General features: G+C 72.3%; 21 protein-coding genes and 1 riboswitch. Of the genes, 10 read left to right on the forward strand and 11 right to left on the reverse strand.

Annotated elements, in window-relative coordinates; genetic code table 11:
- Window positions 1-49: 49 nt before the first annotated feature.
- The 4 genes from AB0L29_RS08425 to AB0L29_RS08440 all read right to left on the reverse strand — a co-directional run bounded on the left by AB0L29_RS08425 (window position 50) and on the right by AB0L29_RS08440 (window position 4,404).
- A complete protein-coding gene (locus AB0L29_RS08425) occupies window positions 50-658 on the reverse strand; it encodes an ATP-binding protein (protein ID WP_365824700.1) in 609 nt (202 codons plus the stop codon).
- A gap of 223 nt (window positions 659-881) precedes the next feature.
- Window positions 882-1,649 carry an enoyl-CoA hydratase-related protein gene (locus AB0L29_RS08430; protein ID WP_365824702.1) on the reverse strand — a complete coding sequence of 256 codons (768 nt, stop codon included), beginning with the start codon at window positions 1,647-1,649 and terminating at the stop codon, window positions 882-884.
- Window positions 1,650-1,726: 77 nt separating this feature from the next.
- Window positions 1,727-2,929, reverse strand: coding sequence for an Ig-like domain-containing protein (locus AB0L29_RS08435; RefSeq protein WP_365824704.1), 1,203 nt, complete (start codon window positions 2,927-2,929; stop codon window positions 1,727-1,729).
- 224 nt (window positions 2,930-3,153) lie between these two features.
- Window positions 3,154-4,404: an Ig-like domain-containing protein gene (locus AB0L29_RS08440; RefSeq protein WP_365824706.1), complete on the reverse strand. Its 1,251-nt coding sequence runs from the start codon at window positions 4,402-4,404 to the stop codon at window positions 3,154-3,156.
- A 188-nt stretch (window positions 4,405-4,592) separates the two neighbouring features.
- On the opposite strand from AB0L29_RS08440, the gene glgX reads away from it, so the two are divergent.
- Together glgX and AB0L29_RS08450 are read left to right on the forward strand one after the other, a co-directional pair.
- On the forward strand, window positions 4,593-6,845 hold the full coding sequence (gene glgX, locus AB0L29_RS08445; RefSeq protein WP_365824708.1) for a glycogen debranching protein GlgX: 2,253 nt from the start codon (window positions 4,593-4,595) through the stop codon (window positions 6,843-6,845).
- A 140-nt stretch (window positions 6,846-6,985) separates the two neighbouring features.
- Entirely contained in the window at window positions 6,986-8,158 is a 1,173-nt protein-coding gene (locus tag AB0L29_RS08450; RefSeq protein ID WP_365825145.1) for a hypothetical protein, read from the forward strand.
- 299 nt (window positions 8,159-8,457) lie between these two features.
- On the opposite strand, the gene AB0L29_RS08455 is transcribed toward AB0L29_RS08450, so the two are convergent.
- Window positions 8,458-9,126 (reverse strand): GNAT family N-acetyltransferase, encoded by a 669-nt coding sequence (locus AB0L29_RS08455; protein WP_365824710.1) that lies wholly within the window; start codon window positions 9,124-9,126, stop codon window positions 8,458-8,460.
- A gap of 48 nt (window positions 9,127-9,174) precedes the next feature.
- Here AB0L29_RS08455 and AB0L29_RS08460 point away from each other — a divergent pair, with 48 nt between their 5' ends.
- The 3 genes from AB0L29_RS08460 (at window position 9,175) to AB0L29_RS08470 (ending at window position 11,196) form a co-directional block, all read left to right on the forward strand.
- Window positions 9,175-10,086 (forward strand): MerR family transcriptional regulator, encoded by a 912-nt coding sequence (locus AB0L29_RS08460; protein WP_365824712.1) that lies wholly within the window; start codon window positions 9,175-9,177, stop codon window positions 10,084-10,086.
- Between the two features lie 48 nt (window positions 10,087-10,134).
- On the forward strand, window positions 10,135-10,347 hold the full coding sequence (locus AB0L29_RS08465; RefSeq protein WP_365824714.1) for an EF-hand domain-containing protein: 213 nt from the start codon (window positions 10,135-10,137) through the stop codon (window positions 10,345-10,347).
- Between the two features lie 153 nt (window positions 10,348-10,500).
- Entirely contained in the window at window positions 10,501-11,196 is a 696-nt protein-coding gene (locus AB0L29_RS08470) for an NAD(P)-binding domain-containing protein (RefSeq protein ID WP_365824716.1), read from the forward strand.
- A gap of 11 nt (window positions 11,197-11,207) precedes the next feature.
- Here AB0L29_RS08470 and AB0L29_RS08475 read toward each other — a convergent pair whose 3' ends face one another.
- The 6 genes from AB0L29_RS08475 to gcvT form a co-directional block, all read right to left on the reverse strand.
- On the reverse strand, window positions 11,208-11,750 hold the full coding sequence (locus AB0L29_RS08475; protein WP_365824718.1) for an MOSC domain-containing protein: 543 nt from the start codon (window positions 11,748-11,750) through the stop codon (window positions 11,208-11,210).
- A 37-nt stretch (window positions 11,751-11,787) separates the two neighbouring features.
- Window positions 11,788-12,345, reverse strand: coding sequence for a glycoside hydrolase family 25 protein (locus tag AB0L29_RS08480; RefSeq protein WP_365825147.1), 558 nt, complete (start codon window positions 12,343-12,345; stop codon window positions 11,788-11,790).
- A gap of 77 nt (window positions 12,346-12,422) precedes the next feature.
- Window positions 12,423-13,790 (reverse strand): L-serine ammonia-lyase, encoded by a 1,368-nt coding sequence (locus tag AB0L29_RS08485; RefSeq protein WP_365824720.1) that lies wholly within the window; start codon window positions 13,788-13,790, stop codon window positions 12,423-12,425.
- A 101-nt stretch (window positions 13,791-13,891) separates the two neighbouring features.
- A complete protein-coding gene (glyA, locus tag AB0L29_RS08490; RefSeq protein WP_365824722.1) occupies window positions 13,892-15,154 on the reverse strand; it encodes a serine hydroxymethyltransferase in 1,263 nt (420 codons plus the stop codon).
- Between the two features lie 14 nt (window positions 15,155-15,168).
- On the reverse strand, window positions 15,169-15,546 hold the full coding sequence (gene gcvH, locus AB0L29_RS08495) for a glycine cleavage system protein GcvH (protein WP_365824724.1): 378 nt from the start codon (window positions 15,544-15,546) through the stop codon (window positions 15,169-15,171).
- Window positions 15,547-15,686: 140 nt separating this feature from the next.
- Window positions 15,687-16,814, reverse strand: a complete 1,128-nt coding sequence (gene gcvT / locus AB0L29_RS08500; protein ID WP_365824726.1) for a glycine cleavage system aminomethyltransferase GcvT — start codon at window positions 16,812-16,814, stop codon at window positions 15,687-15,689.
- 160 nt (window positions 16,815-16,974) lie between these two features.
- A riboswitch (glycine riboswitch) is annotated at window positions 16,975-17,074 on the reverse strand.
- Between the two features lie 220 nt (window positions 17,075-17,294).
- On the opposite strand from gcvT, the gene AB0L29_RS08505 reads away from it, so the two are divergent.
- The 5 genes from AB0L29_RS08505 (at window position 17,295) to AB0L29_RS08525 (ending at window position 23,180) form a co-directional block, all read left to right on the forward strand.
- Window positions 17,295-17,963, forward strand: a complete 669-nt coding sequence (locus tag AB0L29_RS08505) for an AAA family ATPase (protein ID WP_365825149.1) — start codon at window positions 17,295-17,297, stop codon at window positions 17,961-17,963.
- Window positions 17,964-18,201: 238 nt separating this feature from the next.
- Window positions 18,202-18,996, forward strand: coding sequence for an enhanced serine sensitivity protein SseB (locus AB0L29_RS08510; protein WP_365824728.1), 795 nt, complete (start codon window positions 18,202-18,204; stop codon window positions 18,994-18,996).
- A 170-nt stretch (window positions 18,997-19,166) separates the two neighbouring features.
- Complete coding sequence (locus AB0L29_RS08515) at window positions 19,167-19,967, forward strand: enhanced serine sensitivity protein SseB C-terminal domain-containing protein (protein WP_365824730.1); 801 nt, start codon at window positions 19,167-19,169, stop codon at window positions 19,965-19,967.
- A 391-nt stretch (window positions 19,968-20,358) separates the two neighbouring features.
- On the forward strand, window positions 20,359-21,357 hold the full coding sequence (locus AB0L29_RS08520) for an ABC transporter permease (protein ID WP_365824732.1): 999 nt from the start codon (window positions 20,359-20,361) through the stop codon (window positions 21,355-21,357).
- 83 nt (window positions 21,358-21,440) lie between these two features.
- The gene (locus tag AB0L29_RS08525) at window positions 21,441-23,180 is read left to right on the forward strand and encodes an ABC transporter substrate-binding protein (protein WP_365824734.1); all 1,740 of its coding nucleotides are present in this window, start codon (window positions 21,441-21,443) and stop codon (window positions 23,178-23,180) included.
- The last annotated feature ends 14 nt before the right edge of the window (window positions 23,181-23,194 follow it).

The following is a 23,194-nucleotide window of genomic DNA, read 5'->3' on the forward strand; positions in this document are numbered from 1 at the left end:
CTACGACCCGTGGGTGCGGGAAGCCGGACGCGCCGCCCGGCCGGACCTCTCAGCGGTCCGCCACCCGCATCTCGAACCACGTCGTCTTGCCGCGCGGCAGCAGGTCGACCCCCCACCGGTCGGACAGCTTGTCGACCAGGAAGAGCCCCCGGCCGCTGACGTCCGTCTCCTGCACCGGCATCAGGCAGGGCAGGCCGCGGGAGGGGTCGCGGACCTCGACGCGGATCCGGCCGCGGCGGTGGCGCATCCGCAGGCCGAAGACGCGGGCGCCGGTGTGGCGCACGGCGTTGCCCACCAGCTCCGACACGAGCAGCACGGCGTCCTCCGCCGTCCTGGGGCCGAGCCGCCACTCGCGCAGGATCACCACCTGGGCCAGCCGCCGCGCGGTGGCCGCGGACTCGGGACGGGACGGCAGCGAGACCTCCGACTCCGCCGGGTTGCCGAACAACTCCAGCGCCCTGAGCGCGTGTTCGTCCTCGACCGCCGGCGACCAGCGCGCCGCGGTCGCGCGTCCGTCTCCCCCCGGCTGTTGCGTACCCTCCAGCCCCGCCATGCCCCCATGATGGCCGTCCCGCGTGCCCGCCGGGGCCGTTCCCGGGGAATGCGCCCCCGGTGAGCCCCCGCCGTGCGCCGGTGGTCCGGCATATGCCCCTGGCATGGCCGAGCCGGTCCCGGCCCCTGCGGCCTGCGGCGACCGCCCGCCGGGCGGCGGTCGGCGAATCCCCCGGCGGGACGGGCTCGAAGCGGCGCCGGGGCCGCCGCGAACCGCCCCGTCGAGGGGCCCGGACCGGACGCCCGGACGCCCGGACGCCAGGCCGGCAGTCGGCAGCCGGGGAAGTCTTCCCGGCGGTGCGGGGCGGTTCAGGACGAGCCGGGGCGGTTCAGAGGAACTTCGCCTTGCCCGGGCCCTCCTGGACGAAGCTGCGCATCCCCCGCTCGCGGTCCTCGGTGGCGAACAGGCCCGCGAACCAGTTCCGCTCCACGGCCAGACCCGTCTCGATGTCCGTCTCCAGGCCCGTGTCGATCGACTCCTTGGCCGCGCGCAGCGCCAGCGCCGGGCCCTGTGCCAGCTTCGCGGCCCACGCGCGGGCCTGCTCGTACACCTCGGCGGCCGGGACCACGCGGTCCACCAGGCCCAGCGCGAGGGCCTCGTCGGCCTTCACCTGACGGCCCGTGAAGATCAGGTCCTTGGCCTTGGAGGGGCCGATCAGGCGGGACAGGCGCTGGGTGCCGCCCGCGCCCGGGATCAGGCCGAGCAGGATCTCCGGCTGGCCCAGCCTGGCGTTCTCCCCGGCGATGCGGTAGTCCGCGCACAGCGCCAGCTCGCAGCCGCCGCCCAGCGCGTAGCCGGTGACGGCCGCGACGACGGGCTTGGGGATGCGGGCCACCGCCGTGAACGAGTCCTGCAGGGCGCGGGCGCGCAGGACCATCGCGGTGTGGTCCATCGCCTGCATCTCCTTGATGTCCGCGCCCGCCGCGAACACCTTCTCGCCGCCGTAGAGCACCACGGCGCGCACGTCCTCGCGGCGCGTGGCCTCCTCGGCGAGCTCCTTGAGCCGGTCCTGCGTGGCGACGTCCAGCGCGTTCATGGGCGGGCGGTCCAGGCGCAGCGTGCCGACGCCGTCCGCCACTTCGAGATGTACGGTCATGCGCAGCAGGTTAACGGGGACTAACGACGACGGGCCCGGTGCGGTCGGTCACACCGGGCCCGTCGGTCATCCGGGGCTCACTTCTTCCATTCCGCCCACGGCATGTTCCAGCCGTTGAGCCCGTTGTCCGGGGCGACGGTCCGGTCGTCGGAGTTCTTGACGACCACCACGTCGCCGATCATGGAGTGGTTGAAGAACCAGGCCCCCGGCGCGCTCTTGTCCCAGCCGCCGCGTACGTCGCGCAGGCCGATGCAGCCGTGGCTGGCGTTGTAGTTGCCGAAGGCGCCGCTCGCCCAGTAGTTGCCGTGGATGAAGGTGCCGGAGGTGGTCAGCCGCATGGCGTCCGGGACGTCCTTGATGTCGTAATCGCCGCCGTAGCCGACCGTCTCGCCGTTCATGCGGGTCACCTTCAGCTTCTCGCTGATGACCATCTGGCCGTTCCAGGTCTCCATGCCGGGCTTGCCGGTGGTGACGGGGATGGTCTTGATCACCTTGCCGTCCCGCACGACCTTCATCGTGAGCTTCTTGGCGTCCACGACGGAGACCTGGCTGCGGCCGATGGTGAAGGAGACGGTCTTGTCCTGCTCGCCGTAGACGCCGGGGCGGCCCTCGACGCCGTCGAGGTCGAGGTCGACCGTGACCTTGGTGCCGGCCTTCCAGTACTTCTCGGGGCGGAAGTCGAGGCGGTCGTTGCCGAACCAGTGGCCCTCGACGTCGACGGCCGGCTCCGTCCTGATCCGGACGGCCCTCTCGACGTCGTCGGGGTTGGTGATGCCCCGGGAGAAGCGGAGGGAGAACGGCATGCCGACGCCCACCGTGGAGCCGTCCTCGGGGGTGAAGGTGCCGGTGAAGGTCTTCTTCGGCGTCAGGGTGGTGAAACTCGCGTCCTTCGAGGCCGTACGGCCCTCGGAGTCCTCGGCGACCGCGTGCACGGTGTACTTCGTGGCGGCCGACAGGTGGGTGGACGGCGTCCAGGAGGCGCCGTCCCCGGATATCCGTCCCGCGACCTTCCTGCCCTTGGCGTCCTCGACCACCACCTCGGTCAGTTTGCCCCGGCCGGCGCTGACCTCGAGCGCGCCGCTGGTGTCGACCGACGTGGCGCCGTCCTTCGGCGTGATGCCGACGACGGCCTCGGACTGCCCGCTCCGCGCGGTGCCCGACCCCCCGGCGCCCCTGCCCTTGCCGTCCCCGGACCCCGCGTCCGAACCGCCGCCGCACGCGGTGACGGTGAGCAGCAGCGCGCCGAGCAGCAGCGCCGGCAGCCTCCCGCCGTTTCGCACCCGTGCGTCAACCGACGCCCCCCGTATCGGCCGCTCGTTCAAGTCTTCTCCCCTCGCAGGGCCCGACCGGGCCTGCACCCCTGCGCGTTCCGCGCGCACCGGCGCATAGTAACCACAGGTCAGGGGCGTCGGGGACGGGGCGAGTGTCACCGTTCAGTCCCAACTTCGACGGAGAGGCGGGCCGACCCGCCCCCCTCGGCCGGCCTACTCGCCCCTGCGCCGGTTCACTTCACCGCACTGCCCGTCTTCCACGCCTCCCAGCTCATGTTCCACCCGCCGAGCCCGTTGTCGGGAGCGACCGTTTTGTCCTTGCTGTGGACGACCTCGACGACGTCCCCGACGAGACTGCGGTCGAAGAACCAGCCCGCCGGGGTGTCCGGGCCGCCGCCCTTCACATCGCGCAGCCCCACGCAGCCGTGGCTGACGTTGGTGCGGCCGAAGACGCTTTCGTGCGCCCAGTAGTTGCCGTGCAGGAAGGTGCCGGAGGTGGTCAGCCGCATGGCGTGCGGCACGTCCGGGATGTCGTACTCGCCCCTGCCGTCGGCCTTCTTGAAGCCGACCGTGGCGCCGTTCATCCGGGTCAGCTCCAGCATCTCGGTCACCACCATCTTCCCGTTGTAGGTGGGGGACTTCGCCGCCCCGGCCGTGATCGGCACGGTGGCCAGCAGCGTGCCGTCCCGCCGCACCTGCATGGTGTGCTTCGCCGCGTCCACGAGGGAGACCTGGCTGCGGCCGACGGTGAAGGTGAACGTCTTGTGCTGCAGCCCGTAGACCCCGGGCGCCCCCTCGACGTCCCGCAGGCGCAGGGAGACGGTGACCTTGGTGCCGGGCTTCCAGTAGTGCTCGGGGCGGAAGTCGAGCCGGGAGCGGCCGAACCAGTGCGGACGGATCTCCACGGCCGGCTCGGCGGTCACGCTGACGGCGCGCTCCACGGCCGCGCGATACCGGATCTCCCGGTTGAACTCCAGCGAGACGATCATCCCGGTGCCGACCGTGGCGCGGTTCTCGGGGGCGACGTACCCGATGAACCGTTCCTCGGGGACGTGCGTCGTGAACGTCGCGTGGCGGGCCGAGCGGCGCCCGCGGCGGTCCAGGGCCACGGCGTCGACCGTATAGCGGGCGGCCAGGGCGAGCCGGTGGGCGTCCGGCTCCCAGCTCTGCCCGTCCGCGGCGACCCGGCCGGGCACCGGGGTGTCCTGCGCGTCCTGGGACCGCACGACCTTCACCGACTCCAGCCGCCCGCCCGGCACCCGCACGCTCAGCTTCTCGCCGGGGCGCACGCCCCTGCTGCCGTCGGCGGGGAAGATGCGGATGACCTCCTCCGGGTCCGGGTCCGGGGGAGCGCCGGGTGCCCCGTGGACCCCGCCGGGGTCGTCCGAGGTGCAGCCGACGGCCCCGGCCAGCAGTCCTGCCCATGTCACTACGGCGGCCAGCGCGGCCCTCGCGCGCCGTGCGCGCCCTTCTACGTGCCTCACGAGGAACCCAACGACGGGGCTCCCTCGGGGAAACGACCATGCCGCCCCCCGGGGAAACGTGAGTGCGAGCCGCCCTCTGGGCAGAACAGTGGGGAGGACGACGCGCAGGGGAGCCGCGGCGGAGCCGTGTGACCGAAGGCCGCACGCCCCTGTCCCCCGTCGTCCCACGAGCCGCGGGAGGCTGACAGGTGTCCAGCGCAGCCGAGCAGGAGGCGGTGGCCGGGAGGCGGGCCACCGGGGACGGGCGCCCGGCCGCCGCCGTGAGCGGCGCGCGGCGTGCCGCGCCGCCGCCCACCGTGCCCGCCCGGCCGGGCGCGCCGACGCCGCTGGGCGCCCGGTTCCGGGTGGGACCGGACGGCGTGGCCGGCACCAACTTCGCGCTGTGGGCGGGCGGGGCGGAGGGCGTCGAACTGTGTCTCTTCGACGACCGGGGAAAGGAGACGCGCGTCCGGCTCACCGAACTGACGCACGAGATCTGGCACGGCTTCGTGCCCGGCGTCCTGCCCGGACAGCGCTACGGCTACCGGGTGCACGGCCGCTGGGACCCGTGGACCGGCGCCCGCTGGAACCCGGCCAAGCTGCTCCTCGACCCGTACGCGCGCGCGGTGGACGGCGACTTCGGCCTGCCGCCGGAGGTGTACGGGCACGTCCGGGACTGGCCGCAGCAGCACGTCGCCGACACCGTCCGCGACGACCGCGACTCCGCCCCCCTCGTCCCCAAGGGCGTGGTGGTCCACGACGACGACGACTGGTCCGACGACCGCCGCCCCAAGACGCCGTGGGCCGACTCGGTCATCTACGAGCTGCACGTGCGCGGCTTCACCAAGCTGCACCCCGGCATCCCGGAGGAGCTGCGCGGCACCTACGCCGGTCTCGCGCACCCCGCGGCGATCGAGCACCTGGTGAAGCTCGGCGTGACGGCCGTGGAACTGCTGCCCGTGCACCAGTTCGCCCACGAGGACCACCTGCTGCGCCGCGGCCTGAGGAACTACTGGGGCTACAACTCCATCGGCTACTTCGCCCCGCACGCCGCCTACGCCGCCTCCGGCACCACCGGCCAGCAGGTCGGCGAGTTCAAGCGCATGGTGCGCGCCCTGCACGCGGCCGGCATCGAGGTCGTCCTCGACGTCGTCTACAACCACACCGCCGAGGCCGGCGAGTACGGCCCCACCCTCTCCCTGAAGGGCATCGACAACCGCCGCTACTACCGCCTCCAGCCCGACGCCCGCCGCTACGCCGACTACACCGGCTGCGGCAACACCCTGCACGTCGTCCAGCCGCACGTGCTGCGCCTGATCACCGACTCGCTGCGCTACTGGGTGACGGAGATGGGCGTGGACGGCTTCCGCTTCGACCTGGCGGCGGCGCTCGCCCGCTCCATGCACGACGTCGACATGCTCTCCCCGTTCCTGGCCGTCATCGCCCAGGACCCGGTGCTGCGCCGGGTCAAGCTGATCGCCGAGCCCTGGGACATCGGCTCCGGCGGCTACCAGGTGGGCGCCTTCCCGCCGCTGTGGACGGAGTGGAACGACCGCTACCGCGACGCCGTGCGGGACTTCTGGCGCCACGCCCTGCCCGATGTCCGCGAGATGGGCTACCGCCTGTCCGGCTCCAGCGACCTGTACGCCTGGGGCGGGCGCAGGCCCTACGCCTCGGTCAACTTCGTCACCGCCCACGACGGCTTCACCCTGCGCGACCTGGTGAGCTACGAGCGCAAGCACAACGAGGCCAACGGCGAGGGCAACCGGGACGGCACGAACGACAACCGGGCCTGGAACTGCGGCGTCGAGGGCGAGACCGACGACGAGGGGGTGCGGGCGCTGCGCCGCCGCCAGCTGCGCAACCTGCTGACCACCCTGCTGCTGTCGACGGGCGTGCCCATGCTGGTCGCCGGCGACGAGCTCGGCCGCACCCAGCGCGGCAACAACAACGCCTACTGCCAGGACAACGAGATCGGCTGGGTGGACTGGAGCCTGCTGGAGCAACCCGGCTGGAAGGCCCTGTTCGACCTGACGGCCCGCCTGATCGACCTGCGCCACCGGCACCCGGTCCTCAGGCGCCGGGCGTTCTTCTCCGGGCGGGCGCACTCCGCGGACGGGCTGCGGGACCTGGCGTGGTTCACCACGCGGGGCACCGAGATGACCGAGCAGGACTGGTACGCGCCCGCCGCCACCCTCGGCATGTACCTCTCCGGGCGGGACATCCCGGGCCGCGACGAACGCGGCGCGCAGATCCTCGACGACAGCTTCCTCGCCGTGCTGCACGCGGGGGAGGAGCCGGTGGAGTTCGCGCTGCCGGGCCCGCCGTGGGCGGAGCGGTACGAGGTGGTCGTCGACACCGGCCGGGAGGAGCAGGCCGAGGCGCCGGGCGAGGAGCACCGGGCGGGCACCGGGATCACGGTGCCGGCGCGGACGGTGCTGCTGCTGAGGGTGGCCGGCTGAGGCGGCGCGGCGGTCCCGTGACCTGCGGGCCGGACCGCCGGCCGGGCGGCCCGCGACCCGCTGCGGTCCGGCAAACGGGCGAATTGCCGGTTTTCTTCTGTGACCGGCCTTAAATGGTGCGGGTGACGCACCCCACCCGAATCACCCGCACCCTGCTCGCGGCCGCCGGCCTGTGCGGTCTCGTCGCCCTGGCCGCCTGCGGCACCGGGACCCAGACGCGGGACCGGGCCGCCGAGACCAGCCGGACGGCCGCGCCCGCCCCGGCCGAGAAGAAGCACGTCGACGGCCTGCCCGGCATGCCGCCCGTCCTCGACCCGCGGGACGTGTACGCCGCCGACCGCCCGGACAAGCTCTCGCCGGTGGTCAAGGACTTCCCCTCCCGGGTCTACGTCCCCAACAGCGAGTCGGACACCGTCTCCGTCATCGACCCGAGGACGTACGAGATCGTCGACACGATCCCCGTCGGCCGCCAGCCCCAGCACGTCGTGCCCTCGTGGGACCTGAGGACCCTGTGGGTCAACAACAACCGCGGCCACACCCTCACCCCCATCGACCCGAGGACCGGGAAGGCGGGCGAGCCGGTCGAGGTGCACGACCCGTACAACCTCTACTTCACGCCCGACGGCAGGTACGCCGTCGTCATGGCCTCCCTGGACCGCGAGCTCGTCTTCCGCGACCCGCACACCATGAAGCCGAAGAAGACCGTCCCCGTCAGCTGCTACGGCGTCAACCACGCCGACTTCTCCCTCGACGGCCGCTACTTCATCGTCTCCTGCGAGTTCAGTGGCGAACTGCTCAAGGTCGACACCGAGAAGATGGAGGTCGTCGGGCAGCGGAGGCTGCCCCTGGAGGGCGCGATGCCGCAGGACGTCAAGGTCTCGCCGGACGGCAGGAAGTTCTACATCGCCGACATGGCCGCCCACGGCATGTGGGTCCTCGACGGCGACAGGTTCACCGAACCGGCCTTCCTGCCCACCGGCAAGGGCTGCCACGGCCTGTACGTCAGCCGCGACTCCCGCGAGATGTACGTCTCCAACCGGGGCGAGGGCACCGTCTCCGTCTTCGACTTCACCCGGGGCAGGGTGACGAAGAAGTGGCGCCTGCCCGGCGGCGGCAGCCCCGACATGGGCGGGGTCTCCGCCGACGGCAAGGTCCTGTGGCTCTCGGGCCGCTACGACGCCGAGGTGTACGCCCTCGACACCCGCACCGGCGCCCAGCTCGCCCGGATCCCCGTCGGCAGCGGCCCGCACGGCCTCGCGGTGTACCCGCAGCCGGGCCGCTACTCGCTCGGCCACACCGGCGTCTTCCGCTGACCGCGGGCCGGCCGCCGCGTGGACACTGGCCGCACCGCCCCGGAGCCGCTGCGGCGCGGGAGCCGCGGCAGGCTCCGACGCACCGCCGGCCGGGCCCCCGCGGCCGTCCCCGGGGAGGGCGGCCCGTCCTCCCCGCACGTGTCCACCGCCCACGACCACGGCCCCTGCGACAAGGGGGGCGGCCCGGTGGGAACCACCGCACCAGCGCCCGGCGGCATCAGCCGCGAGTACGTCAGCGGCGTCCGCCAGGCGACCTGGACGACCAGGCGACCAGGACGACCAGGCGACCAGGGCCGGGCTCATGAGCGGTCGCCGGAGCGGCCCGCCCCACCAGGCCGGGCGCGCAGCAGCGCCTCCGCCCCCACCGGCCGGTAGCCGGCCGCCTGGAACGCCCGCAGGCTGCGGGCGTTCCCCGGCGACACCTGGGCCCACACCGGCTCGGTGGCCAGCTGCCGGGCGGCCGTCACCAGCGCGCGCCCCAGCCCCCGCCGCCGTGCCCCCTCGTCGACCTCGACCGCGACCTCCAGCCGTCCGGCGACCCCGTGTCCCAGGACGAGCACTCCGCCGTCCGCCGCCCACACCCGTATCCCGTCGCGCCGCCGGAGGGCGGCGGCCACCCGCGGATGGGCCGGATCGTGGATCTCGCGCAGCGCGACCGGCGGAGCGCCCGCCAGCGGAGCGCCGGCCAGCAGGACGTCGATCGTGTCCGTCACCCGGCCCGTCCGCTCCATGAGGGCGGTCAGGAAGCGGGCGTTCATCGTGGCGGCGAGCGCGTCGCACTCCAGCGCGTCCAGCGCGTCGCGCACCCACCGGGGGTCCTCGTCCGTGAAGACCACCGAGTGCGCGGTGAAGGCGAGCACCCCCGCGTCCCGGGCGCAGGGCTGCGGCACGACCGTGGTGGTGCCGTCCGGCGGCGGGAAGACGCCCCGCGCCGCCGCGTCGAGGATGTCCCGCAGGCTGTCCGCCACCGCGCGCTCCTTGTGTCTCCACCCACTGGAGGGCCCAGACTCCCAGACATGATCGAGAACGGCACCGGACTTCTCACCATCGGCGAGCTGGCCCGCGCCACCGGACTGTCCGTGCGCACCATCCGCTACTGGTCCGACGAGGGTGCCCTGCCCCCGGTGGCCCGCTCCACGGGCGGCTACCGGCTCTACGACGCCGCGTCCCTGGCCCGTCTGGAACTGATCCGCACCCTGCGCGAACTCGGCCTCGGCCTGGGCGCCGTGCGCGAGGTGCTGGCCGGGGAGCGGACGGTCGCCGAGGTCGCGGCCGCGCACGTGGCGGCGCTGGACGCGCAGATCCGTTCGCTGAAGGTGACCCGTGCGGTGCTGTCGACCGTGGCACGGCGCGGCTCGACCGCGCAGGAGACGGCGCTGATGAACAGACTGGCGCGGCTGTCGGCCGCCGAGCGCAGGCGGATCGTGGAGGAGTTCGCGGACGAGTTGTTCCAGGGGCTGGACACCGCGGACCCGGTGATCCTGGAACGGATGCGCAACACCGCCGCGGACCTGCCGGACGACCCGACCGCCGAGCAGGTGGACGCCTGGGTCGAGCTGGCCGGGATGCTGCAGGACCCCGGGTTCCGGAGGCAGATGCGGACGGCCGCGGAGTTCAATGCGGCCGACCGCGGCCACGCGTCGCCCGCGGGCGAGTCCCTGTGGTTCGCCCAGCGCCTGATCCGGCTGGCGGCCCGGGCCCGGGAGCGGGGGATCGCGCCGCAGGCGCCGCAGGCCGAGGAGGTGCTGCGCGAGCTGCTGGGGGACGCGGACCGGGCCGCCGTGCTGGAACGCCTGGAGTCGGCGGCCGACGACCGGCTCGCCCGCTACCGCGAACTGCTCTGCGTCCTCGAGGGCCGGCCCATGCCGGCCCACCGCGAGGAGTTCGGGTGGGTGGTCGCCGCACTGCGCGCTCGCGCGGGCGGTTAATCTGACCTCCGGCAACACGACGCACAGCACGAGACGAGGGGCGGACCGGTGGCGGACATCGAGGAAGCGCGCAAGCAGTTCGAGCGGATCGATACGGACGGGGACGGGTTCGTCACCGCTGCCGAGTTCAAGACCGCCCTGGCGCAGGGGGGCGACTGGAACGTCACCGAGACGGTGGCCGAGGCGATCATCGCCAGCCGCGACCTCAACGGCGACAAGCTCCTGTCGTTCGACGAGTTCTGGGCGCACCTGAACAAGTGACACCCGTGTGGCGAGGGGCCCGGACCGTCCCGGTCCGGGCCCCTCGCCGTCCGGCGGGAGCGGGATCGCCCTGCGGGGCCGGCGTCACACGAAGGGCGGAGGAGCCGGAATAGCCCGGTGGTCCCGGGGGTTGACGCGACCGACGGAAGACATATGCAGGCGCATACACTTCGAAGGGCGGCCGTCATGAGGATCGGCATCATCGGCGCGGGCAACATCGGCGGCAACCTCACCCGGCGGCTCACCGCCCTCGGCCACGACGTCTTTGTCGCCAACTCCCGCGGACCGCACACGCTCACGGACCTGGCCGAAGAGACCGGCGCGACCCCCGTGACGGTCGGGGAGGCGGCGCGCGGCGCCGAGGTCGTGGTCGTCGCGGTCCCGGTCAAGGCGGTCCCCGACCTGCCGAAGGGCCTCCTCGACGAGGCGGCCGAAGGCGTCGCGGTCATCGACACCGGCAACTACTACCCCCGGCAGCGCGACGGGAGGATCGCGGCCATCGAGGACGAGGGCCTCACCGAGAGCCGCTGGACGGAACGGCAGATCGGCCACCCGGTGATCAAGGCCTTCAACGGCACCTACGCCCAGGACATCCTCGACCGCCCGCGCCCCGTCGGCGACCCCGGCCGCCTGGCCCTCCCGGTGGCCGGCGACGACGAGGCGGCCAAGGCGAAGGTCCGCGCCCTGATCGACGAGCTCGGCTTCGACACCGTCGACGCGGGCGGCATCGACGACTCCTGGCGCCAGCAGCCCGACACCCCGGTGTACGGCCTGCGCGCCGGCGCCGAGGCCGTCACCAGGGCCCTGGCGGAGGCGTCCCCGGAGCGCAAGCCGGAGTTCCGGGCGTAAGCCCGGCCGGTTCAGACGACGTCCAGGGGCCGGTGCGGCCCGTCCGGCAGCAGCACCCCGACCGGATCCCCGGGCCGCACCGCGCCACCGCGGACGACGACGCCCATCACCCCGGCCCTGAACCGCACGCCCCCGTCGGCGTCCCGCCCGGCGACCTCCCGCATCAGACCCTTGCGGAACCGGTCGATCTGGACGCACGGCCTGCGCAGCCCGGTGACCTCGACGACGGCCTCCGCCCCGAGCCGCAGCCGCGCCCCCGCCGGCAGCCCCAGCAGATCGACGCCGCGGGTCGTGACGTTCTCCCCGAGCTGCCCGGCCGCCACGTCGAACCCGGCCTCGCGCACCTCCTCGAACAGCTCCTCGTGGATGAGGTGCACCTGCCGCAGGTTGGGCTGCGACGGATCCCGCCTCATCCGGAACCGGTGCTTCACCGTCGTGCCGGCGTGGACGTCCCCCTCCACCCCGAGCCCCGCCAGCAAGGTGATGCTCTCCCGGTTCGGCTTGCCGAAGGAGTACGTCCCGTTGCTGCTGACCGCAGCGACCGTCCCGGCCATGCGCACCACTCCTCCTGTCGCCCGGGGCCGCGAGCCGTCAGGCCCCCTCGGCCCACGTCCGCAGCGCGGCCCTGCTCGCGAAGTCGGCCACGTTCTTGTCCAGCGGGTCGTCGGTGTACTGGTGGAAGCGCCACTTCGCCTCGATGCGGGGCCTGCCCGCCGTCACGTAGTCGGCGATCCACAGGCCGTCGCCCGCGTAGGAGGTCGTGTCGACGTTCAGCCAGAAGTGCCGGTTGCAGTAGAGCACGACCCGGTTGTCCGGCCGTAACTCCTTCACCTTCCTGATGAAGCGGTCCTTCTCCGCGTTGCCGGCGTGGGTGCCCTCGCCGGTGGTCTCCCAGTCGACGGCGAGGATGTCGCCCGGCCGGTCCGGGGCCTTGGCGAGGAAGTACTCGGCCTGGGCCGTGAGGTTGCCGGGCCACAGGAAGTGGTAGAAGCCGACGACCAGACCGGCCTCACGGGCGGTCTTCGTCTGGGCGGCCAGTTTCGGGTTGACGTACGAGCGGCCCTCCGTCGCCTTGACGAAGACGAAGGAGAGGCCGTCGGTGTCGTAGGAGGAGGGCTGGTACGAGCTGACGTCGATGCCGCGGAGCATGGGCACTCCCCGAGGTTCTGGGTGGGGTCAGGGCTGGGATGATGCCCCGGATCAGGCGCCGCGACGCGGGATCGCGTTCAGCATTCGATGATGTTCACGGCCAGACCGCCCCGGGCCGTCTCCTTGTACTTCACCGACATGTCGGCGCCGGTGTCCTTCATCGTCTTGATGACCTTGTCCAGGGAGACCTTGTGCGAGCCGTCGCCGCGCATGGCCATGCGGGCGGCCGTGACGGCCTTCACCGCCGCCATGCCGTTGCGCTCGATGCACGGGATCTGGACCAGGCCGCCCACCGGGTCGCAGGTCAGGCCGAGGTTGTGCTCCATGCCGATCTCGGCCGCGTTCTCGACCTGCTCCGGGGTGCCGCCCAGCACCTCGGCGAGCGCGCCCGCCGCCATCGAGCAGGCCGAGCCGACCTCGCCCTGGCAGCCGACCTCGGCGCCGGAGATGGACGCGTTCTCCTTGAAGAGCATCCCGATCGCACCGGCGGCGAGGAGGAAGCGGACGACGCCGTCCTCGTCCGCGCCGGGGACGAAGTTGATGTAGTAGTGCAGGACCGCGGGGATGATGCCGGCGGCGCCGTTGGTGGGAGCCGTGACGACACGGCCCCCGGCGGCGTTCTCCTCGTTCACGGCCATCGCGTAGAGCGTGATCCACTCCATGGCGAGGGCCTGCGGGTCGCCCTCCGAGCGCAGCTTGCGCGCGGTGTTCGCGGCCCGGCGGCGCACCTTCAGGCCGCCCGGCAGGATGCCCTCACGGGACATGCCGCGCGCCACGCACTCGCGCATCACCCGCCAGATCTCCAGCAGGCCCGCGCGGATCTCCTCCTCGGTGCGCCAGGCCCGCTCGTTCTCCAGCATCAGCGAGGAGATCGACAGGCCGGTCTCCTTCGTCAGGCGCAGCAGCTCGTCGCCGGTGCGGAAGGGGTACTTCAGGACCGTGTCGTCCAGCTTGATGCGGTCCGCGCCCACCGCGTCCTCGTCGACGACGAAGCCGCCGCCCACCGAGTAGTACGTCTTGCTCAGCAGTTCGGTCCCCGAGGCGTCGTACGCCCACAGGGTCATGCCGTTCGCGTGGTACGGCAGGGCCTTGCGGCGGTGCAGCTTCAGGTCCGCGTCGAAGTCGAAGGCGATCTCGTGCTCGCCGAGGAGCCTCAGACGGCCGCCGGCCCGGATCGCCTCCACCCGCTCGTCGGCCGTCTCCACGTCCACCGTGCGCGGCGAGTCGCCCTCCAGGCCGAGCAGCACCGCCTTGGGGGTGCCGTGGCCGTGGCCGGTCGCGCCGAGCGAGCCGTACAGCTCGCACCGCACGGACGCGACCGTCTCCAGCAGGCCCTCGTTGCGCAGCCGGCGCGCGAACATGCGGGCCGCCCGCATCGGGCCCACCGTGTGGGAGCTGGACGGGCCGATGCCGATCGAGAACAGGTCGAAGACCGAGATGGCCACGGTCACTCCTCACTACGGGGCGGCGGGACGCCCGGTCGGGGCCCCCGCCGGGGACTTCCTGGTCCGGCGGGGCGCCCGGTCGGGGCGCCCCCACCGGGGACTTACTTGTTCAGCGCGGGGTACAGCGGGTGCCTGTCGGCCAGTGCCCTCACCCGCGCCCTGAGCGCCTCGGCGTCGTACGACGGCTTCAGCGCCTCGGCGATGACGTCCGCGACCTCGGCGAAGTCCTCGGCCGTGAAGCCGCGGGTCGCCAGGGCCGGCGTGCCGATCCTCAGGCCCGACGTCACCATCGGCGGACGCGGGTCGTCCGGGATCGCGTTGCGGTTGACGGTGATGCCGATCTCGTGGAGCCGGTCCTCGGCCTGCCGGCCGTCCAGCTCGGAGTTCCGCAGGTCGACCAGGACCAGGTGCACGTCCGTGCCGCCGGACAGCACGTCCACGCCCACGGCCTTCACGTCGTCCTTCACCAGGCGCTCGGCGAGGATGCGCGCGCCCTCCAGCGTACGACGCTGGCGCTCCTTGAAGTCCTCGCTCGCCGCGACCTTGAAGGCGACCGCCTTGGCCGCGATCACGTGCTCCAGCGGGCCGCCCTGCTGACCGGGGAAGACCGCCGAGTTGATCTTCTTGGCGAGTTCGGCCGTGGACAGGATCACACCGCCGCGCGGGCCGCCCAGCGTCTTGTGGGTCGTGGTGGTGACCACGTGCGCGTGCGGCACCGGGTTGGGGTGCAGGCCCGCGGCGACCAGGCCGGCGAAGTGCGCCATGTCGACCATGAGGTAGGCGCCGACCTCGTCCGCGATCCGGCGGAAGGCGGCGAAGTCCAGCTGCCGCGGGTAGGCGGACCAGCCGGCCACGATCAGCTTCGGCCTGGCCTCCTTGGCCAGGCGCTCGACCTCGGCCATGTCGACCCGGCCGTCGTCGCCGACGTGGTAGGCGACGACGTCGTACAGCTTGCCGGAGAAGTTGATCTTCATGCCGTGGGTCAGGTGCCCGCCGTGCGCGAGGTTCAGACCCATGATCGTGTCGCCGGGCTGGAGCAGCGCGAACATCGCGGCCGCGTTGGCCTGCGCGCCCGAGTGCGGCTGCACGTTGGCGTGCTCGGCGCCGAAGAGCTCCTTGACGCGGTCGATCGCGATCTGCTCGACGACGTCGACGTGCTCGCAGCCGCCGTAGTAGCGGCGGCCCGGATAGCCCTCGGCGTACTTGTTGGTGAGGACCGAGCCCTGCGCCTCCATGACCGCGACCGGGGCGAAGTTCTCGGAGGCGATCATCTCGAGGGTGGACTGCTGGCGCTGCAGCTCGGCGTCGACCGCGGCGGCGACGGCCGGGTCGAGCTCGTGCAGCGGGGTGTTCAGGACGGACATACGGCTGCGCCTCCTCAGCCGGCGGTGTGGGCGTCGTACTCGTCGGCGGAGAGCAGGTCGGCCGGCTCGTCCGTGACGCGCACCTTGAACAGCCAGCCGCCCTCGAAGGGGGCCGAGTTCACCAGCGACGGGTCGTTCACCACGTCCTCGTTGACCTCGGTGACCTCACCGGAGACCGGGGAGTACAGGTCGGAGACGGACTTGGTCGACTCCAGCTCGCCGCAGGTCTCGCCCGCGGTCACGGTGGCGCCGACCTCCGGGAGCTGGACGAAGACGACGTCGCCGAGCGCGTTGGCCGCGTGCTCCGTGATGCCGACCGTCGAGACGCCGTCCTCGGCGGCCGACAGCCACTCGTGCTCCTTGCTGTAGCGCAGCTGCTGGGGGTTGCTCATGGCCTGAATTCTCCTGTACGCGGGGGAGTGCTGGTGAATGGGGGTCTGCTGGGACCGCTGGGGAGCAGCGCGAGGACGTGCGGGGCCGCACCGGTCGGGTGCACGGGGTCGCGCCGGCCGTGCGACCGCGCCTCCAGTGTCTACTTCTGCCGCTGGTAGAACGGCAGCGCCACGACCTCGTACGGCTCGTGGGTGCCCCGGATGTCCACGCCGACGCCCGGCGTGCCCGGCGCCGCGTGCGCCGCGTCGACGTAGGCCATCGCGATCGGCTTGCCGAGCGTGGGGGAGGGGGCGCCGGAGGTGACCTCGCCGATCACCCGGCCGCCGGCGACGACCGGGTATCCGGCGCGCGGGACGCGGCGGCCCTCGGCGACCAGGCCGACGAGGACCCGGGGCGGGTTCTGCCCGGCGCGGGCGGCGGCCCGCTCCAGGGCCGCGCGGCCGACGAAGTCGCCCTCCTTGTCGAACTTCACCACCCGGCCGAGCCCGGCGTCGAAGGGGGTGAGGCCGGTCGTCAGCTCGTGCCCGTACAGCGGCATGCCCGCCTCCAGGCGCAGCGTGTCCCGGCAGGACAGCCCGCACGGGACCAGGCCGGCGCCCGCGCCCGCCTCGGTCAGCGCCTGCCACAGCCGCACGGCGTGCTCCGGCTTCACGAACAGCTCGAAGCCGTCCTCGCCGGTGTAGCCGGTGCGGGCGATCAGCGCGGGGACGCCGGCGACGGTGCCGGGCAGGCCGGCGTAGTACTTCAGGCCGTCGAGGTCGGCGTCGGTGAGGCCCTTCAGGATGCCGGGGGACTCGGGGCCCTGCACGGCGATCAGGGCGTAGGCGTCGCGGTCGTCGCGGACCTCGGCGTCGAAGCCCGCGGAGCGCTCCACCAGCGCGTCCAGGACCACCTGGGCGTTGGAGGCGTTGGCGACGACCATGTACTCGGTCTCGCCGAGCCGGTAGACGATCAGGTCGTCCAGGATGCCGCCGTCCTCGCGGCAGATCATGGTGTAGCGGGCGCGGCCGGCCTTGACCGCGCCGATGTTGCCGACCAGCGCGTAGTCCAGGAGCGCGGCCGCCCCGGCGCCGGTGACGGTGATCTCGCCCATGTGGGAGAGGTCGAACAGTCCGGCCCTGGTGCGCACCGCCAGGTGCTCCTCGCGCTCGGAGCCGTAGCGCAGGGGCATGTCCCAGCCGGCGAAGTCGGTCATCGTCGCGCCGAGCGAGCGATGCAGGGCATCGAGCGCGGTACGGCGGAGCGGACGGGAATCGGTACTGCTCATCGGTCGGTCGTCTCCCAGGGCGTGAACGCATGACGGGCGAGGAGGGATCCTCCCCATCTGTCATCGGAACCTGAGAGGTTCGCCACGACCGCCACAGGGACGACCGGGGCTTGCACCTTGGGTGGGACCGCCGTGACGGCGGCCCGCTTTTCAGATGTGCCTCGCCCGCGCGGTAACGGGGCCTGAGAGATTCAAGGGAGGGACTTGCTCCTTCGGCGCCCCAGCTCTCGTGGTGCTGGGAACTCTCCCGCGCGGATTCAAACGGCCGGTATGCAGTTGGCGCGTTCATCATTGCACGCATCGGTCCGGCGCGGCAGGGGGATCTTTCCCGGGGAGGCAGGGCGGGCACAGGCGGGCACAGCGGCCTGTAGCAGGTCTGTTGCACGAAACGAACACAAACGTGAGGCCTTCGGTATTACCTTCTCTTTACACTCGGCGGGGATGGGACTCCGTACCTGGCCCCAGGGGAGGACGATCACGGTGAACAGGATCACGGCGTACGCCGCCACCACGGGCATGGCGCTGCCGGAGCAGCCCGCCACCCCGGTCCGGGAGGCGTGCGACCCCCTGCGGTCACCCGTCGTCCGGGACCTGCGCGACCGGGGCGGCCGCAGCCCGCACGCCCTGCTGTTCGGCCCCCGGGACCTCGTCGTCATCACCGGCCTGCCCGGCAGCGGCAAGTCCACCCTGATGCGGCGCGTCGTCAAGGGGCCGCGCATCGACTCCCAGGACGCCCGCGACCGCTGGGAGAGCCGCGTGCCGCGCTTCCTGCCGTACGCGGTCTACCGCCCGCTCGTCCGACTCGCCCACTACGCCGGGCTGCGCCGCGCCCTGCGCACCGGCGAGGGCCTGGTCGTGCACGACTGCGGCACGCAGGCCTGGGTGCGCCGCTGGCTGGCCCGCGAGGCCCGCCGCCGGGGCGGCGCCCTGCACCTGCTGCTGCTCGACGTCACCCCCGAGCAGGCCCTGGCCGGCCAGCGCGCCCGCGGCCGGGGCGTCTCGCGCTACGCCTTCCTGCGCCACCGCGCGGCCACCACCCGCCTGCTGCGCGCGGCGGAGCGCGGCGACCTTCCGGCGGGCTGCGGCTCGGCGCTCCTCGTGGACCGCGACGCGGCGAACGCGCTGCGCCGGATCGGGTTCACGGGCTGAGCGGCCCCGCCCGCCGCCCCGCCGCCCCGGGCCGGTCACCGCGGGCGGGCGGCCCGTGCCGCGCGCCCCCGGCGCTCCCGTCGGGCTCGCGCACCGCCGCGGCGCGGGCGCTCGTCCGCGGGCCCGCACCGCCGCTCGCGGGCAGGGCCGCGCCGGACCGGGGCCCGGGCAGGACCTCCCCCCGCGGGCACCCGCTAGCCTTTTCAGCCACAGCAGGTTCCAGGCAGGCGGTAGGCAGATGGACTTCCCGGCGGGCTTCTCCGCGGACTTCCCGGCGCAGGCGCACCCCCACCCGCACGGCGGGTGGCCCGGCAACGAGCTGGAGGAGGTGCTCTCGGCGTCCCTCGGCGCCGGGCCGTCGGCGGGCGGCCGGATCATCGAGGTGCTGGGCCGCAGCTTCGTCTGGGTGCCGCTGCCGCAGGGCGGCGGCCCGGACAGCGGCTCCCTCGACCTGCCCTCCCTGGAGATCGAGGGCCAGGCGTACGTCCCGGTGTTCAGCTCCGAGGAGCAGTTCCGCCAGGTCGTCGGCTCCCACATGTCGTACACCATCGCCCCGGCCGTGGAGTTCGCCCGCGGTCTGCCCCCGCAGGCCGGGATCGCGGTGAACCCGGGCGGCGTGGTCGGCGTCCCGCTGCCGCCGCCCGCCGTGGCCGAACTGTGCCGGGCCGGACGCACCCCGCTCGACGGCTCCGCCGGCGGCGGCCGGGTCCGCCTGTTCGAACCCGACTGGCAGGACGACCCGGTGGACTTCCTCTCCGCCGCCTCGGCCGAGTTCGACGCCGTCGGCGTCGTGCTGTCCGCCCGCCGCTGCCTGGCCGCCATCGAGACCGCCGACCCGGTGATGTTCGTGGGCGTCGAGCTGTCCCGCTGGGAGGGCGACCTGCGCGCCCTGCCCCTGGAGGCCCTCGGCCGGGCCCTGGCCGGGGTCCCGGTGAAGTGGCCCGTCAACCTCGTCCTGCTGGACGTCGCCCAGGACCCGGTGGGCGACTGGATGCGGGACCGGGTGCGGCCCTTCTACACGCGGGACCGGTGAGACGGCCCGAGGGGGCAGGGCGGCCGTGACGTGGCGCGACGCCGCCGGGCGGGCGCGATCGGCCCGGCGCGGCCCGCGGCCGCGCGAGCGGCACAGGTCCCGGGCTCGTGGGCGGGCTTAAGCTAGGTGCACGACTCGGGCAAGGGTGTTGTACAGAGGGGCGGTAAAACGTGAGCGCGAGCGGCACCGCCGCGACCGGCCAGGTCGAGCACATGCTGCGCCAGGTCACGCCCGGGCGCTACGACGCCTACGAGGCGCTCCTGCGCGCGCTCGCGACCCCCTCCACGGGTCAGGTCTGGATGCTCCTGTGGCACGGCCAGGCCGGCTCCCCGGACGCCCAGTACGGGAACATGGAGGTCGACGGCTACGGCTACGCGCCCTGCGTCACCTCCGCCCAGGAGCTGTCGGCCAGCGGCTGGAACCGGTCGTACGAGGTGGTCGACGGCCTGGAAGCGGCCCGCGCCCTCTACCCCGACCACTACGGCCTCTGGCTCAACCCGCACGCGCCGGGCGGCGGCGTCGGCATTCCCTGGCTGGACCTGCGGCGCATCGCCACCGGCCTGGACCGGCAGCCCGCGGGACCGCTGCGGCTGTCGGAACCGGCCATCGAGATCCCGCAGTTCTACGCCCTGCTCGCGCAGAACGCCCACCGCACCCCGGTGGTCCGCTCGCTGCGCCGCGCCTGGGTGCAGCCCGCCCTCGGGGCGCCGTACCTGGCCATCGGGCTCGACGTGTACGACACGTCCCCGCCGGCCGTGGACGCGGTGCGCGCGATGATGCAGCAGTCCATCGGCGCGGTCCCCGACGGGCTGCCCGTGTCGACCGTGGCGATGTCCGACCCGCACGACCCGGTCGCGATGTGGCTGCGCGCCAACGCCCGCCCCTTCTACGACCGCGAGGCGCACGCCACCGCCCCCGTCCAGGCCCCGGCGGCCGGTTACGGCTACCCGCCCGCACAGGGCCGTTACTGACCCGGCACGGCACCGCCCCGAGAACCTCCCGGGGAACGGCCGCCGACCATTCTGCGCGCGTAGAAGCGGGCGAAAGGCGCCCCGGTGCCCCAATAGTCCAACTCGCCTACGTCCGAAGGCTATTACCCGCCGTCCGGATAACGGAACCCTCCTGACAGCATCACGGTTGCGCATACTTTTTCCGGGAGATCTGGCGGGTGATCGTGAAGACGTTGAAGACTCCCGACTCAAGCAGGGGGATCCATCGATCCTGTGCGCGGGTTTCGGCGCGAGCGTTCGACCACACGTGATGCCGCATCACCTGGGGCCCCGTGCGGACAACAAGCGAGTCAGGCCGTGCACAGCGGCATGTGAAAGCCGGTGACCACCGGCGAGAAGGGGCAGGGCACTTGTGACGGCACCGATCGAGACCACCGGATCGCAGGCCGAGGCCCAGCCGGAAGCCGTACTGGCGGGCGTCGAGTCCAAGCAGATCGAGGGCCGGTCCCTGGGGCAGATCGCCTGGACCCGCTTCAAGCGCGACAAGGTGGCGGTGGCGGGCGGCGTCGTGGTCGTGCTGCTCATCCTGACCGCGGTCCTGTCCCGCCCCCTGCAGTCGCTGCTGGGCCTCGACCCCAACGCCTTCCACCAGGACCTGATCGACCCCAACACCACCCTTCCCAAGGGGGACTTCGGCGGCATGAGCTGGGACCACCCGCTCGGTGTCGAGCCGAAGTTCGGGCGCGACATCCTCGCCCGCATCCTGGAGGGCTCCTGGGTCTCCCTGGTCGTCGCCTTCGGCGCGACGATCCTGTCCAACGTGATCGGCACCGTGCTGGGCCTGATCGCGGGCTACTACGGCGGCCGGGTCGACGCGGTCATCAGCCGCATGATGGACACCTTCCTGGCCTTCCCGCTGCTGCTCTTCGCCATCGCCATCTCGGCGACGCTCCAGGGCGGCGCGTTCGGGCTGGAGGGACTGCCGCTGCACATCCTCGTGCTCATCTTCGTCATCGGCTTCTTCAACTGGCCGTACATGGGCCGTATCGTCCGCGGCCAGACGCTGGCGCTGCGCGAGCGCGAGTTCGTGGACGCCTCCCGGGGCATGGGCGCGGGCGGCCCCTACATCCTGTTCAAGGAACTGCTGCCGAACCTCGTCGCCCCGATCATCGTCTACTCGACGCTGCTCATCCCGACCAACATCCTCTTCGAGGCGTCGCTCAGCTTCCTCGGCGTCGGCATCCAGCCGCCGCAGGCGTCATGGGGTGGCATGCTCAACCAGGCCGTCGACTTCTTCGAGGTCGATCCGCAGTACATGATCGTCCCCGGTCTCGCCATCTTCATCACCGTACTGGCCTTCAACCTCCTCGGTGACGGCCTCCGGGACGCCCTCGACCCCCGCAGCCGCTGACGTCTGCGGTCGCGGACGGTGTCCGCGTCCAGCCCAAGTCTCCAATCACGAAGGGGAAACCGACCATCATGCGAAGGTCAGTAATGACCGCAGTCGCGGCCGTGAGCAGCGCCGGTCTGCTTCTGGCAGGCTGCAGCAAGGCCGAAGACAACGGCGACAAAGAGGGCAGCAAGGCGAAGGCCAACGCCGCCACCACGTCGGTCGTGAACGCCTCCACGAAGAAGGGCGGCACGGTCACCTACGCGATGTCCGACGTCCCGGACTCCTTCGACCCGGGCAACACGTACTACGCGTACATGTACAACTTCAGCCGCCTCTACGCGCGTCCCCTGCTCACCTTCAAGCCGGCCCCCGGCGAGAAGGGCAACGAGATCGTGCCGGACCTCGCCGAGGGCAAGGGCAAGCAGTCCGACGGCGGCAGGACCTGGACGTACAAGATCCGTCAGGGCGTGAAGTACGAGGACGGCACCGAGGTCACCTCGGCGGACGTCAAGTACGCGGTGGAGCGCTCGAACTTCGCCCGTGACGTGCTCTCCCTCGGCCCGAACTACTTCGGCCAGTTCCTCGAGGGCGGCGACAAGTACAAGGGCCCGTACAAGGACAAGAGCACCAAGGGCCTGGCGTCGATCGAGACGCCGGACAAGTACACGATCACCTTCAAGCTGAAGCAGCCGTTCGCGGACTTCGACTACCTGGTCACCGCGCCGCAGACCGCCCCGGTGCCGCGGGCGAAGGACACCGGCGTCGACTACACCAAGAAGATCGTCTCCTCCGGCTCGTACAAGTTCCAGAGCTACGAGGAGGGCAAGCGCGTCGTCCTGGTGCGCAACGAGCAGTGGGACCCCAAGACGGACCCGCTGCGCAAGCAGTACCCGGACAAGATCGTGGTGAACCTGAAGGTCAACCAGGCCACCATCGACAAGGACCTGATGGCCGGCACCACCACCGTCGACCTCGCCGGCCGCGGTGTGGACACCCAGACCCAGGCCCAGCTGCTCAACAACGCGGACCAGAAGGCCAACACCGACAACACCTACGGCGGCCGTCTCGTCTACGCGGCGATCAACACCAAGGTCAAGCCGTTCGACAACGTCGAGTGCCGCAAGGCCGTGCAGTACGCCATCGACAAGGTGGCCGTGCAGACCGCGCAGGGCGGTCCGATCCGCGGTGACATCGCCTCCACCGTGCTCCCGCCGGACGTGATCGGCTACCAGAAGTTCGACGCGTACGCCACCAGCGGCAACAAGGGTGACGCGGCCAAGGCCAAGGAGCACCTGAAGGCCTGCGGCCAGGAGAAGGGCTTCAAGACCTACATCTCCGCGCGCAGCGACCGCCAGCAGGAGGTCGACGCGGCCACGGCGATCATCGACTCGCTGAAGAAGGTCGGCATCAACGCCGAGATGAAGCAGTACCCGTCCGGAAAGTACTTCACGGACTACGCCGGCGTGCCGAAGTTCACCGAGAAGCAGAAGATCGGCGTGATGATGATGCAGTGGGGCGCCGACTGGCCGACCGGCTACGGCTTCCTGAACCAGATCCTCAACGGCAAGGCCATCAGCGACTCCGGCAACACCAACCTCTCCCAGTTCGACGACCCCGCGGTCAACAAGCTGCTGGACGAGACCATCAAGAACCCGGACGAGTCGGCGCGCAACGCCGCCTACGCCGAGATCGACAAGAAGACGATGGACCAGGCCGTCATCGTGCCGCTGACCTACTTCAAGGTCCTGCTGTACCGCTCGCCGCACGCCACCAACGTGGCCTCGTCGGCCGCCTGGAGCGGTCAGTACGACGCCCTGAACCTCGGCACCACCAAGAAGTAGCGCGAAGAAGCAGC

The organism is Streptomyces sp. NPDC052701 (assembly GCF_040678355.1).
Taxonomy (GTDB): Bacteria; Actinomycetota; Actinomycetes; order Streptomycetales; family Streptomycetaceae; genus Streptomyces.